Annotated in this window: 12 protein-coding genes; 8 read left to right on the forward strand and 4 right to left on the reverse strand. The window is 54.9% G+C overall.

Annotated elements, in window-relative coordinates:
- Positions 1-352, reverse strand: a 352-nt coding sequence (locus PKO01S_RS08135; RefSeq protein WP_164779530.1) for an alpha/beta fold hydrolase, incomplete at its 3' end; no start/stop codon positions are given.
- A 227-nt stretch (positions 353-579) separates the two neighbouring features.
- Here PKO01S_RS08135 and PKO01S_RS08140 point away from each other — a divergent pair.
- From PKO01S_RS08140 to PKO01S_RS08150, 3 genes are all read left to right on the forward strand, one after another.
- Positions 580-1,389, forward strand: coding sequence for a basic amino acid ABC transporter substrate-binding protein (locus tag PKO01S_RS08140; protein WP_127530834.1), 810 nt, complete (start codon positions 580-582; stop codon positions 1,387-1,389).
- Positions 1,390-1,492: 103 nt separating this feature from the next.
- Positions 1,493-2,140: an amino acid ABC transporter permease gene (locus PKO01S_RS08145; RefSeq protein ID WP_127530835.1), complete on the forward strand. Its 648-nt coding sequence runs from the start codon at positions 1,493-1,495 to the stop codon at positions 2,138-2,140.
- A gap of 34 nt (positions 2,141-2,174) precedes the next feature.
- The gene (locus PKO01S_RS08150; RefSeq protein ID WP_127530934.1) at positions 2,175-2,936 is read left to right on the forward strand and encodes an amino acid ABC transporter ATP-binding protein; all 762 of its coding nucleotides are present in this window, start codon (positions 2,175-2,177) and stop codon (positions 2,934-2,936) included.
- A 23-nt stretch (positions 2,937-2,959) separates the two neighbouring features.
- Here PKO01S_RS08150 and PKO01S_RS08155 read toward each other — a convergent pair whose 3' ends face one another.
- From PKO01S_RS08155 to PKO01S_RS08165, 3 genes are all read right to left on the reverse strand, one after another.
- Entirely contained in the window at positions 2,960-3,601 is a 642-nt protein-coding gene (locus PKO01S_RS08155) for a DUF2569 domain-containing protein (RefSeq protein ID WP_127530836.1), read from the reverse strand.
- 314 nt (positions 3,602-3,915) lie between these two features.
- Positions 3,916-4,881, reverse strand: coding sequence for a helix-turn-helix transcriptional regulator (locus PKO01S_RS08160; RefSeq protein ID WP_127530837.1), 966 nt, complete (start codon positions 4,879-4,881; stop codon positions 3,916-3,918).
- The gene (locus PKO01S_RS08165) at positions 4,878-5,138 is read right to left on the reverse strand and encodes a cysteine-rich CWC family protein (RefSeq protein ID WP_127530838.1); all 261 of its coding nucleotides are present in this window, start codon (positions 5,136-5,138) and stop codon (positions 4,878-4,880) included. The genes PKO01S_RS08160 and PKO01S_RS08165 overlap by 4 nt, the downstream gene beginning before the upstream one ends.
- Positions 5,139-5,630: 492 nt before the next feature.
- Here PKO01S_RS08165 and nirB point away from each other — a divergent pair, with 492 nt between their 5' ends.
- From nirB to PKO01S_RS08190, 5 genes are all read left to right on the forward strand, one after another.
- Complete coding sequence (nirB, locus tag PKO01S_RS08170) at positions 5,631-8,066, forward strand: nitrite reductase large subunit NirB (RefSeq protein ID WP_127530839.1); 2,436 nt, start codon at positions 5,631-5,633, stop codon at positions 8,064-8,066.
- 7 nt (positions 8,067-8,073) lie between these two features.
- Positions 8,074-10,254: an assimilatory nitrate reductase catalytic subunit NasC gene (gene nasC / locus PKO01S_RS08175; RefSeq protein ID WP_127530840.1), complete on the forward strand. Its 2,181-nt coding sequence runs from the start codon at positions 8,074-8,076 to the stop codon at positions 10,252-10,254.
- 265 nt (positions 10,255-10,519) lie between these two features.
- Positions 10,520-13,129 carry an EAL domain-containing protein gene (locus tag PKO01S_RS08180; protein ID WP_164779531.1) on the forward strand — a complete coding sequence of 870 codons (2,610 nt, stop codon included), beginning with the start codon at positions 10,520-10,522 and terminating at the stop codon, positions 13,127-13,129.
- Entirely contained in the window at positions 13,129-14,397 is a 1,269-nt protein-coding gene (locus tag PKO01S_RS08185; RefSeq protein WP_127530842.1) for an ABC transporter substrate-binding protein, read from the forward strand. Before PKO01S_RS08180 ends, PKO01S_RS08185 begins: the two co-directional genes overlap by 1 nt.
- A gap of 106 nt (positions 14,398-14,503) precedes the next feature.
- Positions 14,504-14,977 (forward strand): cupin domain-containing protein, encoded by a 474-nt coding sequence (locus PKO01S_RS08190; protein ID WP_127530843.1) that lies wholly within the window; start codon positions 14,504-14,506, stop codon positions 14,975-14,977.
- The last annotated feature ends 339 nt before the right edge of the window (positions 14,978-15,316 follow it).

Consider the following 15,316-nt stretch of genomic DNA (forward strand, 5'->3'; position numbering starts at 1 on the left):
CGAGCCGCTCGAGACCGTGTCCGCCATACCGGCTTGCGTAACGAATCGCGACCGCGCCGCCCATAGAGAAGCCGAGCAGCGTGAAGCGGTCAAGTCTTAGCTTCTGGACGATGACATGAATATCTTCGGCAAGCCGGTCATAGCTATACCCAGACCATGGCTTGTCGGAATGGCCGAAACCGCGCAGATCGAGCAGGATGCAGCGGAATCCGTGCGCAGGCAGCCAGCTGGATTGATATTCGTACATCGCGTGATGGACCGGCCAGCCATGGACCATGACAAGGGGCTTGCCCGTGCCGTTCTCGGTCACGAATAGCTTGACCCCGCGTTCGACTTCAATCATTTCGCTCATGCAAAGCTTCCCTCCTATTCGTTCGGGATAATCGTATGTGCCGAATCGAGAACTATGCTCGAATTTTGTGTTCAGCATGAGGCACATTTCCGTTATAAATGTTCACAAAATTCCGACGATTTTGTTTACACCCATCGGCGGCGTTGCTAGAATCAACTCAACTTAAAAGAGGAATGCGGCAGAAGGATGAGCATATGAGTAGGAATAGATGGGGGGAGGCTGATCCGATGGGGAAACGAAACAGATGGCTCATGCTAGCCGCGGCTGTGCTTCTGCTTGCGGCGGTTGTCGGCTGCGGCTCGAACGATAAGAACGGGGGCGAGAAGACGTACAAGATTGCAACGGATGCGTCTTATGCGCCTATGGAAATGATGGACAAGGATCAAATCGTCGGGTTCGACATCGATTTTCTCGCTGCGGTCATGAAGGAAGCGGGCTTGTCCTATAAAGTGGTCAACGTCGGTTGGGACGCGCTTATGAACAGTCTGCTGAACGGCGGCGGCGGAGAGTATGATGCTGCGATATCAGCAGTGTCGATTACGTCCGACCGCGAGCAGTCTTATGACTTCACGGTGCCTTATTTTGAATCGACGAATATGATTCTGACGAAGGAAGGCAGCGGAATTAAGAGCGCAACCGATCTGGTGGGGAAAAAGGTGGCTGTCCAAGGTGCGACGACGGCCGACACGCTGATGAGCGGCATTATGGGCCAGGGCAGCGCCGACCTGAAACGGTTCGACAGCAACGCGCTAGCTCTGCTTGAATTGGATAATAACGGCGTTGATGCGGTCGTGGCGGATATCGCAGTCGTCGGCGAGTATGTACGGAATAACCCGGATAAGCATTACGAAGGAATCGTCGACCGGACGAATTTTGCTTCGGAATTTTACGGCATTCTGCTGCCGACGGACAGCGAGCTGAAGGCGAAGCTCGATCCGGCGATCAAGAAAGTGATCGAGAGCGGTGAGTACGCGGCGATTTATGAGAAGTGGCTGGGCAAGAAGCCGGACACGGCACCGCTGCTGAAGCCGGAGTAACAGGCAGGCATGCGCCGGAGCGATCAGATGGAGCGCATGCCTATTGCGGGTTCGGCGGGATGGAGAGTGAACGAGTGCCAGGGAGAGGGGCGTCGCGGCGAGGATGGATTTTCGATTCGAAATCGTATGGCGCTATGCGCCGCTCTTGGCCCGCGGCATGCTGCTCACGGTATGGATGTCAGCGGTGTCCATTGTGATCGGTCTCATTCTAGGTCTGGCTGTCGGCTTCGGCAAAATGTCCCATCGGCCGTATTTCAGCTGGCCGATGAACGGGTACATCCACTTTTTCCGGGGGACGCCGCTGTATGTGCAAATCTTGATCGTCCATTTCGGACTCGTGCCTCTCGTCCTTGGCCGGACGGATGCGGTTGTCGCTGCGATTACGGCTTTGTCGCTCAATTCAGCTGCCTATACGGCGGAGATTTACCGGGCAGGCATCCAATCGATCGACCGCGGACAGAGAGAAGCGGCGCTGTCGCTGGGGCTGACGCCTTGGCAGACGATGCGGCATGTCATCTTGCCGCAGGCGGTGAAGCGGATGATACCGGCTTTCGGCAACGAATTTATTGTGTTGATCAAGGACTCCTCGCTCGTCGCGCTGATCGCAGCTCCCGAGATTATGTATTGGAGCAATGCGATGCGGGGGCAGTATATGCGCGTGTGGGAGCCGTACTTAACGGCGGCGCTGCTTTATTTGGTGCTGACGTACGTACTGAATAAGCTGCTTGTGTATGTGGAGAGGAGGCTGTGAGGCGATGGTGCCTTGGACTGCTGGGCAGACGGCGATGGTGGAATTGAACGGCGTATGCAAAACGTTCGGCAAGTCGATGGTGCTGTCCGGCATTACGCTCCGCGTCATGCCGAGGGAAGTCGTCGTCCTGATCGGCCCATCCGGCTCCGGCAAGTCGACACTGCTTCGATGCATGAACGCACTGGAGACACCGGAGCAGGGCGAGGTGTACATAGACGGCGTTGTTTTGACGGGAAACGGAGAGAAAGCAACGGGCCGTGCGGCTGTCGCCTCGCCGGGCGCGGCTCTTCATCGCATGAGGGCAGAGATCGGGATGGTGTTTCAGCAGTTCAACTTGTTTCCTCACATGAGTGTCATCGAGAACATTATGCTGGCGCCGGTCCGGGTGCGCGGGTTAACGCGGGAGCAGGCAAGGCGTAAAGGGGTGGCTTTGCTCGGCAAAGTCGGGCTGGAAGACAAATCGCACGCATTGCCGTCGTCACTGTCGGGCGGACAGATGCAGCGAGTTGCGATTGCACGCGCCCTTGCGATGGAACCGAAGCTTATGCTGTTCGATGAACCGACGTCGGCGCTTGATCCGGAGATGGTCGGAGAGGTGCTTAACGTGATGAACGAGCTGGCGGAGGAAGGGATGACGATGGTCGTCGTGACGCATGAGATCGGATTCGCACGGGAGGTCGGCGACCGGATCGTGTTCATGGAACAGGGGCGCATCGTGGAAGAAGGCACCCCCGCGCAGTTGCTGGAAGCGCCTCGTGAAGAAAGGACGAGAAGTTTTTTGTCGAAGGTGCTGTAAAGGGAAGTTGTATTCGTTGCGGCTTATCGGATGAAGGTATTGCGTACGCGTTTCGATACTGCGAAATACCAGATCCATATGGCTGAGGATATAACGGTCTGCCGGAGGTCCTTGCCGGTCAAGTCGGGGGCGTCAGGTACAACCGGAATGTCCTGCGCAATCCAGTACCGAACGATCCCGATCACGATAGAGCCGGCGAATAGGAATATCATCAGCATCGGCGTTGAACGTCTCCTTCGATAAAAGGGGAAGAGAATGTACGAAACATAGGCGATTACTGCAAGGGTGGCGGCACAATCGAACAGCAGCGCTGACTGCCGCTTTGGATGGTAGTATTCCGAACTGGGTTTCGTCAATTGGTTCCAGGCGTCCGGCTGAAAAGACGGAATCGTATAGGTGAACAATTGAATGATGTTCGACGCTAACGTTACGATCAATACGAGCTGGACAAACGCAAGCCAGCCTCCCAATCCAGATACCTCTGCATGCGGAGGATTCTCGATCGGTGAGATGGCATTCGTGCTGGTGCGGCTGATAAGTTCGTAGTTGCTGGCGCTGTCTCTTTCTTTGTCGCCGTTGTCGCTCCGGCTGCTGCCGCTATCGTGTTGGTCGACGAGAGAATTGCTGGTTCTGTTCGGCTGGTGATCGTCTTTTATCCCATTCATCGTTCGTGCTCCTTCGCCGGGTGAGAGAAACGGTATGCGTTATGTTTTCGATTATCGCGGGCTAATACTTTTGATTATAACCGCGGACATTCATGATCATGCCTTCCCATCGCGATATTCGTATGCATCGAGCTGCCGCTGACCCTCGTGCGACACAAAAAGTGATGCAGCAGCGCGGCGAGCGAGGTAACCATAATAGTGTGACGCAGAAAGTGTCGTTACAGCTCCGCCGAGCCGCGGGAGGCACTACAAAAAAACGCCATGCTCTTCTCCCCGACAGGGGAGTGGAGCATGGCGTTTCTTGTAAGCGAACCTTACCTTAGGAGGCTGCCGGCTTTCGAATAAAGCGCAACAATTTTGGCGGCTTCGGCTTGGACTCGTTCGGACAGACGGACAGGGGAGAGGATCTCGACGTTAGCGCCTAAGGAGAGCAGGAAGCCTATGAGCCATGGATCGTCAGGCATGCTAGCCGTCACCCGCATATAACCGTTCGTTTCGGTCTCGATCTGGTCGCTGCTGCAGAAGTCGAGCACCCGCGCGCGGGCAGTGGGAGCGAACCGGAGCTTCATCTCGATGAGTGGGTAACGGGAGCGCTCCCCCGGATGACGGCGAAGCAAATCCGGCTGCTGGGGCCTATCTTCTCTCGGCTCGAATGTTTCATCCGTCACTTGGATATCGCGGATTCGGCTTAACCGGAACGTCCGGAAATCTTCGCGAAGGCGGCAGTAGCCGTAAGCGTACCAGACGTAGCCTTTCAGCACGATGCTATGCAGCTCGACATGGCGCTCGGACATTTGCGAGTAATTGTCGGTATAGACGAACGCGACGACACGTCTGTCGCGGGCCGCTACCCGGATTTGATGGAGCCTGTCCTGCTCATCTTCCGCACTGTGCCAAGGATTCAAATCGATCATGAACGCATTGGACATCCGTTCGACATCGCCTTGTTCGGACGTGGTCAGCAGTGCGCCAACTTTGTCGAGCAGTCCGGCGACATGGTGTTCGTCCATAATACCTTGTACGCCGTTAAGTGCAATAATGATCGATTGAAGTTCATCAAGCGAAATATGCTGGCGGTCTATGCCGTACCGGTCCATCAGCTCATAGCCGCCCGTTGCGCCTGCATATGAAATGACCGGAATTCCAGCTTGGTTAATGCTGTCCACGTCACGGTAGATCGTACGCAGCGATACTTCGAACCGCTCGGACAATTCCTTGGCGCTGATACGCCGGCGGTTCAGCAGCAGCATCGTAATCGCTAGCAGTCTCTCTAATCTCATGAATGCTGCTCCTTGTAAAAAGCTTCGACACAGGCCGGGCATACGCAAGCCTTGCCGCGGAGCTCGGACGGAATACGAGTCAGCAGTTGTTCTGGGATAGAGACGGTGAAGCACCAGCAACCCGTGGCATCGTCAGGACATCCGGCGGCGGCGCATGCGCATCGGTTATCCCGTCCGCACAAAGGGCAGCGGGAAGTGTCCGCAGACGGTTGCTTAGCGGTGTGCTGCTGTGAATTGAAGATGGAATTGGCGTCCATCGTGCCTGTCAGCCTCCTCGCCCGAATTTAATATCTTTTATTATATCGAAAAAATAGTCATTAGGCATGGACGACGATACGAGCTTGTACGGCACAAGATGTCACGGCTTGTCTATTTCCGAGGAAATAATCGATCCATCCCGAACGAGCGGAATTCGGATCGATTCGTCGAAGATCCATCGATTCGTAAGATGTCGTCTAGAAAAGATTAACAACTGCTAGGTTGAAATCGCTCTCTTGATTACGTCAGATATTATGACATGCTACTTTTCGTATTCGCTATGAATAATCGGCAAAACTTCCGTGTATTTGGATTCATTTTCGCTATTGATTGTTCCGACTGCGTGGAGTACAGTAGAGTAAATGTGATGTTTCCTAACATATATAACAAGTTAAATTCGTTAAACATTTCTCAATAATCTAGTAATGTTATATATAATAACATGATTGAAGAGGCCGACTCATCGCGATCATGAAGCTGGAGGGGACGGAATGACGAAACGCAAGCTGGTTCTAATCGGCAATGGGATGGCAGGCGTTCGCTGCGTCGAGGAAATTTTGAATTTGCAGCCGGACATGTTCGACGTTACTATTTTCGGCTCCGAGCCGCATCCGAACTATAACCGGATTATGTTGTCGAAGGTGCTGCAGGGCGATACGCCGATATCCGAAATTACGATTAACGATTGGCAATGGTATAAGGACCGGGATATCACGCTGTACACGGGTGAGACGGTTGTGCAGATTGATACGGTGAATCGGGTCGTGCATACGGACCAAGGGCGCCGGACGAATTACGATAAGCTCATTATCGCCACGGGCTCCTTGCCATTCATGCTGCCGCTGCCGGGAATCGACAAGCCAGGCGTTACGGCATTCCGCGATATGAAGGATTGCAAGACGATGATCGAAGCGAGCCGCGAATATAAGCGCGCTGCCGTTATCGGCGGCGGTTTGCTTGGTCTTGAAGCGGCGCGCGGACTGCTCAACCTTGGGATGGAAGAAGTGCATGTCGTTCATAACACGCGTTATCTAATGAACCGGCAACTGGATGCAAGGGCAGCCGACATGCTGCAGGCTGAGCTGGAGAGTCAGGGGATGAGATTCTGGCTGGACAAAAAGACGGATCGCATTCTCGGCCGCAAGCGGGTCGAAGGGCTCCAGTTCAGCGATGGTGTGAAGCTCGCCGTCGACCTGGTCGTTATTGCCGTTGGCATTCGGCCTAACGTTAAGCTGGCGGCAGACTCCGGCATCGAAGTGAACCGGGCGATCGTCGTGAATGACACGATGGAAACGAGCGTGCCCGGCATTTATGCGGTCGGGGAGTGCGCAGAGCATCGCGGGATCGTATACGGTCTCGTCGCGCCGCTCTATGAACAGGGCAAAGTGTTAGCCCGCTCGATATGCGGTGTGGGGACAGAAGGCTACGAAGGCTCGGTCCTGTACTCCCAATTGAAAGTATCCGGCGTCGATGTGTTCTCGGCTGGCGATATCGACGATTCGGAGCTGTCGACCATGCTGCAGTCGTATGACGGCATACGGCGCACCTATCGTAAGATCGGCATTCGCAACAACAAGATCGTCGGCGCCGTATTGTTCGGCGACAGCTCTGACAGCAATAAGCTGCTGGGATACGTGAAGCAAGAGGCGGACGTTTCCGTGCTGGAGGCGGATGCAGCTTCCCAGGGGCGCTCGGCCGGAGGCGGCGACGTTGAATACGTATGCTCACTGTCGGACGCCGAAACGATTTGTTCTTGTAATGGGGTTAATAAAGGGGCAATTGTATCAGCCATTAAAGATAACGGATTGGAGACGTTCGAGCAGTTGCGCGAATGTACGCGGGCGGCAAGCTCGTGCGGAGGCTGCAAGCCGCTTGTTACGGCACTGCTGCAGGCTGTACAGGAAAGCGGCGATGAGGACGAAGCGCAGAAGATCCCGTTATGCGGCTGTACGGCGCTGAGCCGTGAAGAGCTGAAGGCAGCGGTGGCGGCAGGGCGGTATTCCACCGCGTCCGAAGCGATGGTGTCACTCGGTTGGCACACGCAGGCAGGCTGCAGCGTCTGCCGGCCTGCTATCAGCTATTATATCGGGGTAGCGGGAGGACAGACCGGAAGCGCAATTCCGGCAACGCAATCGCCATACTCGGCTCTTGCGAACGGAACATTTGCCGTCTCGCCCCGCCTGTATGGCGGAATTGCGACGGCGGATCAATTGCGCCGAATTGCGGATGCAATCGAACGCTATGGCGTTCCGCTCGCCAAGCTTAGCGGCGACGGGCGGCTGGAGTTGCTCGGCCTGTCCGCCCAAAGCGCCTCGGGCGTTGCGGATGCGCTCGGACTCCCTGACGCCGAAGCGCCTTACGGCAAGCCGGTTACGGCGGTCGTAACCTGCGGCGGTACGGCCTATGAGCGCGGAGCATTCCGCGATTCTGTTGCGGCAGGCGCCGCGCTGGAACGCCGGCTGGAGCAACTGCAGCTGCCTTCGGCTGTAAGTATTGGCGTATCGGCAAGTCCGCTGCACAAGGCAGGCTCGCTCGTCCGGGATGTCGGACTTGTCGGCTCACCGGGCGGTTGGGAGCTGTATGCGGGCGGCAGTACCGGTCCGGAGGTAAGAGAGGCGAAGCTGCTGTTCACCGAGCCGAAGGATGAGGAAGCGGTGTCTGCCGCCGCCGCGCTGCTGCGGCTATACGCCGAACAGGCCTATTACGGCGAGCCGGTATGGCAGTGGCTGGAGAGGAACGGCATTGTAGCGGTACGCGAACAGCTACTTGATCCGCGCAGCCGCCGGTCGCTGCTCGCACGAATTGCTGAGCCGCCCGAAGCGGAATTAACGGCTTATTGGGATTCATCTATTTCTTCTAATTACGAACCAAACCATACTCTGTCGAGTGACAATCCAACGGGGCAGCATACGGCTGTTGCGAGGTGAATGAGCGATGAAGGAATATACACCAGTTAATCAACAGTCTTGCGAAGCTTCAGCCACGACGCTCGTTATGGAAACGCAGTGTCCGTTCTGCAGTGTGCAGTGCAAGATGAAGCTGACGGAGACGGTGGTGGAGGCATCCGCTGCAATACAGTCAAGCGCGGCGGCGCCGGACATCCAATACGACGTTGAGCCTCGGATGAATAAGGCGTCGGAAGGGCGATTATGCGTCAAAGGAATGAACGCTTATCAGCACGCAGTCAGCGATGACCGCATCGTATACCCGCTGGCGAAGCGCAACGGCCAGTTCGATCCTATCACGTGGGAGGAAGCGAATACGATAATCGCCGAACGGTTTCAGTCGATTGCCGGTCGGTACGGACGCGACGCCGTCGGTCTGTACGGCGGGGGATCATTGACGAACGAATCGGCTTATCTGCTCGGCAAGTTCGCACGTGTAGCGCTCCGTACGAAGTATATCGACTACAACGGCCGGTTCTGCATGTCCGCAGCCGCATCCGCCGGCAACAAAACGTTCGGCATCGACCGAGGACTGACGAACCCGTTGTCCGATATTCCGCTCGCGAAGTGCATCGTGCTCGCGGGTACGAATATTGCCGACTGCCAGCCGACGCTGACGCCGTACTTCACGAAAGCGAAGGAGAACGGCTCGTTCATCATCGTCATCGATCCGCGCGAGACGGGAACGTCGAAGCTGGCAGACCTGCACTTGAAGGTAAAGCCTGGTATGGATGCGGCGCTTGTGAACGGGATGCTGAGGACGCTCTTGGACGAAGGGCTTGTCGACGAGTCCTTCGTCCGTGCCCGGACGAGAGGCTACGAAGCGCTTCGCGCACATATCGGCGCACAATCGCTAGAGGAGATCGCCTTGCTGACCGGAGTGCCAGCCGACTCGATCCGCCGCGCTGCGATCGCCTTCGGACGTGCGGAGACTGGCATGGTGTTCACGGCAAGAGGAGTAGAGCAGCAGACGGACGGCTATATGGCGGTGCGCAACTTCCTTAATCTTGTTCTTCTGACCGGCAAGATCGGCAAGCCGGGCTGCGGCTACGGCGCCGTAACGGGGCAGGGCAATGGACAGGGCGGCCGCGAGCATGGACAGAAGGCCGATCAGCTGCCGGGCTACCGATTGATCGAGAACGAAGAGCACCGAAGGTACATTGCCGGTGTGTGGGGTGTCGATCCGAGCGAACTGCCCGGCAAAGGCGTATCGGCATATGAAATGATGGAGAAGGTCTACGACGGAGAAATTAAAGCGCTGTTCGTCATGGGCTCGAATCCGGTCGTCTCGAACCCGAACGCCAATCTGGTTGAGGCGGCGATCGAGCGTCTTGAATTTCTAGTCGTAGCCGATATGTTCATGTCCGAGACCGCGAGGTCTGCCGACCTCATTCTGCCAGTCACCTCATATCTGGAGAACGCGGGAACGCTGACGAATCTGGAAGGACGCGTTCTTCTTCGCGACGCGAGCCGTCCGGCTCCCGGCGAAGCAAGACACGATTGGCGCATTCTATGCGATATCGCGGATTCGGTCGGACGGGGCGGTTACTTCCCGTACGCGAACGTGGAGCAGATTTTCGAGGAGCTGCGCCTCGCCAGCCGAGGCGGTATCGCCGATTATTACGGCATAACGTATGATCGGCTTCGCCGGGAAGAAGGGGTGTACTGGCCTTGTCCGTCAACGGACGGCCAAGGAGACGGGCGAATGTTCGCTTCCTCCTTCGCGCATAGCGATGGTCTTGCGGAGATCGTTGTCGTCGATAACCATTTCCCTGATGAGCGGACGGATGAGGAGTATCCGATCTATTTGACAACGGGGCGCGTGCTCAGCCACTATTTGACCGGGGTTCAGACCCGTCGCAGTCATACGCTAGCCTCGCGTGATATTGAGTCGTTCGTCGAGCTTCATCCGAACGCGGCCAGACGCTTCGGCGTTGCGGACGGCCGGTTGGCCGTGCTGACGTCGCGGCGGGGCGAGATCGTCGTTCGCTGCCGAATTACCCGGACGATCCGCGAAGATACGGTATTCGTGCCGATGCATTGGGGAGACGTTCAGAACGTGAACAAAATTACGAATCAGGCGCTTGATCCGACATGCCGGATGCCCGGATTCAAAGTATGCGCCGTTAACATTCGGCCGCTTCTTGCAGAAGACGCGCAGTTCGCTTAATAAGGTTTATTAATAAAAGACTGTTTCGCCGAATGATGAGGTTCGGCGGACAGTCTTTTTTTGGTTAGGCTGAACCACTCCGGTTACATTTGAATTATAATAAGTTTGCAAAAATGTTTTTTGAAGTTCCAATTGAAACACTGAATAATTCGACCCTTGCAGCCGATGAAATTAATTAGGACTTCATGCTCATATGTATAATACATCCAACGTTGTTCATGACAGCGTTTTTTCGGCAACCGGCGAAGCAAGAAGGGGAGCGAGTATGAACAATCAAATACGTGTATTTAAGTCATTATGGACAACCATCCTTTATCTGGCGCTAGGGCTTATGGCCTATGTATCATATTCGTTTCCTATTCAGCTGTTTTTCGGTATCAGCTTCTCGCTTGGTTCGGCGCTGCTGTTTCTTGCCGCCTCGTGGTTCGGCTGGCGTGCTGGCATGCTCCTATTAGCCGCTGTTCACGGACTGCTGATGGTCTTTCATGAGCCAACCCTTGCGTTAGGGTCGCTTACGTTGGAAGTGATTTCCGTTATTACGCTTGCTTCGCGCTGGCCGCGGCTCGGATTGATCGGCGGCGGAGCCGTTTACTGGCTGCTGCTCGGCACTCCGATCCATTATGTAACCAATGCGGACGCCGGTATTTTTAGCCAAGAGACATTGTTCTTTGCTTATACGATGATTTCGGGCGGATTGTGTAATGCGTTGATTGCGGAGCTGATCGCCAGTTATTTGCCTCCTGGAATATTCGGACACGGACGCGTGCTCGGCAGCCGTCCGCTTCGTTTCTCGCAAGCGCTCGTCCATATCACGATATTTGCGATGCTTGGTTCCTCCATTTTGTTCATCGTGAGCGGAGGACAGAGCTTTCAGCAGACGATTATGCGCGAAATTAACAATAAAGCGGACATGGCTACCCAGTCGGTCCAAAATGCGGTCAAGCTTATGTCGCCTGCCGATCAGCGGGGAATCCGGTTGAACGGCTACTTAGAACAGGCGAAGATGAAGCGTCTTCTGCATAATGTTCTGGCGTCCGATCCTTATGAAGCGGTTCTTGTGCTCCCCGGCGGAGCGGAATTGCTTCATACCGCCGTTGGAACGGAGGAAATGCCGGAATGGCTTGAAGTCAACAACTGGCAGGGGTATTTCGCCGAACGCAAAATGTGGAGCCCGACGATGGAAAGCAACTCGGGCAGAGAGCAGTCTGGTTCGCAGTGGAAGCAGATGTCGTTTATCTATCCGATTCCTCTCGGCACGTTCGATTTATTCGTTCGGGTACCGCTCGATACTTACCGCAATGAAGTATACAGCGTCTATAACGCTCAGATGATGAGCTGCTTATATGTTACGGCTATTGTCGCTATGTTCGCGCTCCTTATTTACCGCTTCTTCGTCTCGGGGATTCGCAGACTGACCGTCGTCTCGGAAGGCATTCCGGATAAGGTGAAGGCGGGGATCGCGCCGGAGTGGCCGCAATCGAAGCTGGAGGAGATCAATTCGCTGGTCGGCAACTTCCGTGTCGTGACCGAGAAGCTCGGGGCGATGTTCATGGAATCCAGGGAACAAGCGTACTTCGATACCTTGACGGGCCTTCCGAACAGACGCCATTTCAACGAGCATTTGCAGAGTACGCTGGACGAGGCGTACCGGGATCAGGACGTTCACGTTGTCTTCATCGACCTCGACCGGTTCAAGCATATTAACGACACGCTTGGGCATGCAGTAGGCGATTTGCTGCTACAGCAAGTTTCTTACCGGCTTATCCGAACGGTGGGCGACCGTGCTTTTATCGCCCGGCTTGGCGGAGATGAATTCGTACTGATCTCGGTGCAGGGACGCAACACCGTGAGGGAAGTTGCCGACGAACTGCTCGATATTATGGAGTTGCCTTTCCAGATCGGAAATGAGGAATTATACGTCACGCTTAGCATGGGGATCAGCTCGTCGACGATCAGTGGCAAAGATGCGGAGACGATCGTCAAGAATGCGGACTTCGCCATGTACGAAGCCAAAGGCGCCGGAGGGTGCGGCTACCGTTTCTATTCGCCGCCGGATACCGATCTGTCGAAGCAGATGCGGTTGGAGTTCGAACTGCGCAAAGCGGTGGACCGCCAGCAGCTGCAGCTGTACTATATGCCGATCTATGACAAAGCCGGAGAGAAACTCGTCTCGATCGAGGCATTGCTTCGTTGGTTCCATCCAGAGTTCGGCTTTGTCTCGCCTGCAAGCTTCATCCCGATTGCCGAAAGCTGCGGACTGCTGAAGCCGATCGGCGAGTGGGTGGCTAGTGCGGCTTGCCGCCAGTTGAAGGATTGGCTCGATCAGGGATACGAGCCCGTGCCGGTGGCCATTAATTTGTCGCCGACACAAATTCAGTTGCACGGCATCGTCGGCTACCTGGAGAAGTTGCTGGAAGAGACTGGAACACCACCGGCCCTGCTGGAAGTCGAAATCACAGAGGAAGTATTCGCGAAGCAGCCGGAACGCGTCATTGCGGAGCTGCATCGTTTGAAGCGGCATGGCATGAAAGTCTGGATCGACGATTTCGGTACCGGATATTCTTCGCTAGGGATGTTAAATCGGCTGCCGGTTGACGGCTTCAAGATTGACCGTACATTCGTAAAGGGACTTCATACGGATTCGGACAAGTTGTCCATTATCGAGACGATGATGCTGTTGTCCAAATCCCGCAATTGGCTCGTCGTGGCAGAAGGAGTCGAGACGATAGGAGAATCGCAAGCGCTAAGTGACATCGGCTGCCGCTTGCAGCAAGGCTATTATTATGGACAAGCCGTGCCGGCATCCGAAATCGTCAGCTGGTTCCCGCAGAAGACGCATGAGCCGAGTGGAATGGCAGAGGGGGGATCGGTGTGATGCGGACGAAATGGATAATGCCGGCGCTGTTGTCGCTTCTCTTTCTCTTGCAGGGCTGCAGCACCGGCGAGGCGCCTGCGGACGGACAGCTTGCTTACGATCATGAGGATAAGGGCGGAGCGGACGGCATACCGTCGATTCGGATTCTGACCTCGTACGATCACGAAGAATACATCGCTAACGAATTCAGGAACGTGAAGCATGCCAATCTGGAATGGCAGCGCAACGTTAGCGGTTCAGTGGACGAGATTCTTGCGGCGCTCGACAGTAACAATCCGCCCGACTTAATTGAATTCGATTACAGACTCATTCAGGATCTAATGAATTATGACACCTTCGAGGATCTGTCGAAGCCGCCGTATAATGCGTTGTTCTCTGCGGACGTTTATTTTCCCAAATTGAATATGGACCGATTTCGTTCATTGGATGGAACGAAGTTGGTGTTTATGCCGCATATTTTACAAGCTGGGGTCACCTTCTACCGGGCGGATTTAATGAAGAAGTACGGCTTTCCGGATGACCCGGAGGAGTTAGGCGCTTATATGGAAAGTCCGGAACGATGGATGACGATGGCGAAGGAACTGGCTGCTCACGGCGAACGAATTATGCAGACTCCGGCGGAGGCCTATCTCGCCTATACGTTGTCTAACGGCTTCTTTAATGCGGACGGCACTTATGCACGCAACAACAGCGGCTTCATAACGGCTATGAACCTCGCGAAAGAGGCTTATGCCTCGAAGCTTCCGCTAGGGGCTTCCATATGGGACGCATTAGGACAGTCGGCCCTTCGAAGCGGAGAGTTGATGATGTTCATCAGCGGGGAGTGGGCAGACAGCCGTATCCAGCAATGGGCACCGGAGACGGCCGATCAGTGGCGCAAGACGCGCCTTCCTTTCAATCAATACGGAATTATTAACGGCTATATATGCGCGATTCCGAAGCAAAGCAAGAACAAAGAAGCCGCTTGGAGCTATATTCAATATCAACTGCACCGGGAACAGGGATACCTCGATTCGCTTGAATTATCGAAATGGTATGATAAGCTGACCCCGATTCGGTTAACGCCGCTCGATACGGCAGCAAGCTCGATATGGGACAAGGAAGTCGACTGGCGTTACAAAACGAACGATTCCGCGCGCACCAGCGTTTCGGCCATCGAAAGGGTGGTTACAGGACAGCTTGCGGATCAGTTGGAGCTGCTGGAGCCATTTCACGATACCGGGACCGATTCGGAATCCGGGGCGGAACCAGAATCCGAATCGGAATGAACCGCCGTTGCCGGCTGCTAATAATCATCCATTTACATCATTAAACATTCGGACTACACTAGTAGCTGTTGTGTATATAGAGACGAATGGATAGGTGATGGGGAATATGAGTAATACGATGGTAGCAACGAGAGAACTGTCGCCTCTCGTAGAGAAGCTGGGATTGGAGCCGCATGTGGAAGGCGGTTGGTATAAAGAACTGTGGAAAGCGTCGTTTACGATTCCGCAAGAGACGCTAGGCGGCGAATATTCGGGTCCGCGTTTCTCGGCGACCTCGATCTATTTCGTACTTCATCCGGGCGAAGAGTCGGCTTGGCATACGGTATTGTCGGACGAGCTATGGCTGTGGCATTCCGGTTCCCCGCTGCTCCTGACGCTCGGCGGAGACGGCGATAAGCCAGGAACGGAGACGGAAATTATCGTTGGCGCCGACGTGGCGAACGGACAGAAGCCGCAAGCGCTCGTTCCTGCCCGTGTATGGCAGAAAGCGCGTCCGCTTGGCGATGAGCCTGTGTTCGTCTCCTGCGTCGTTGCGCCAGGGTTCCACTATGACGATTTCAAGTTGATTGAGAAGAAATAGAAGTTTCAGCAATTCGGATATTCAAGCCTGCACAAGTTGTGCAGGTTTTTTTGATTTGTAGATAAACTGCTGAGAGGCAACTGCGCAGTCGAATGTTCTTACGATCGCTGTTGTCGCCGGATTGCTTTGATTTTATAAGATCGCTAATAGGTAGCAATCCGGCGACAAAGGCGACCGCTGACGCTCCTCCAGAATCATTCGTCTGCTCCGTTGCTAGGCAGTTTGGGTGCCGTACAACTATTCGCATTCTGCCTGAATACACTATCAGTCAGTTCTTGAAATTTTAGTGCCTTAAAAACGTGGCTTTGCGTAGCTCCAAAGCTTCCAGGGCTTAATTTG

Source organism: Paenibacillus kobensis NBRC 15729 (assembly GCF_004000825.1).
Classification (GTDB): Bacteria; Bacillota; Bacilli; order Paenibacillales; family Paenibacillaceae; genus Paenibacillus_T; species Paenibacillus_T kobensis.

Bases quoted from the DNA above. Each gene is read 5' to 3' on its own strand.
- PKO01S_RS08165 (WP_127530838.1), bottom strand. From the start codon at position 5,138: ATGGACGCCAATTCCATCTTCAATTCACAGCAGCACACCGCTAAGCAA.
- PKO01S_RS08140 (WP_127530834.1), top strand. From the start codon at position 580: ATGGGGAAACGAAACAGATGGCTCATGCTAGCCGCGGCTGTGCTTCTG.
- PKO01S_RS08145 (WP_127530835.1), top strand. From the start codon at position 1,493: ATGGATTTTCGATTCGAAATCGTATGGCGCTATGCGCCGCTCTTGGCC.
- nasC (WP_127530840.1), top strand. From the start codon at position 8,074: ATGAAGGAATATACACCAGTTAATCAACAGTCTTGCGAAGCTTCAGCC.
- PKO01S_RS08180 (WP_164779531.1), top strand. From the start codon at position 10,520: ATGAACAATCAAATACGTGTATTTAAGTCATTATGGACAACCATCCTT.
- PKO01S_RS08185 (WP_127530842.1), top strand. From the start codon at position 13,129: ATGCGGACGAAATGGATAATGCCGGCGCTGTTGTCGCTTCTCTTTCTC.
- PKO01S_RS08150 (WP_127530934.1), top strand. From the start codon at position 2,175: ATGGTGGAATTGAACGGCGTATGCAAAACGTTCGGCAAGTCGATGGTG.
- nirB (WP_127530839.1), top strand. From the start codon at position 5,631: ATGACGAAACGCAAGCTGGTTCTAATCGGCAATGGGATGGCAGGCGTT.
- PKO01S_RS08155 (WP_127530836.1), bottom strand. From the start codon at position 3,601: ATGAATGGGATAAAAGACGATCACCAGCCGAACAGAACCAGCAATTCT.
- PKO01S_RS08160 (WP_127530837.1), bottom strand. From the start codon at position 4,881: ATGAGATTAGAGAGACTGCTAGCGATTACGATGCTGCTGCTGAACCGC.
- PKO01S_RS08190 (WP_127530843.1), top strand. From the start codon at position 14,504: ATGAGTAATACGATGGTAGCAACGAGAGAACTGTCGCCTCTCGTAGAG.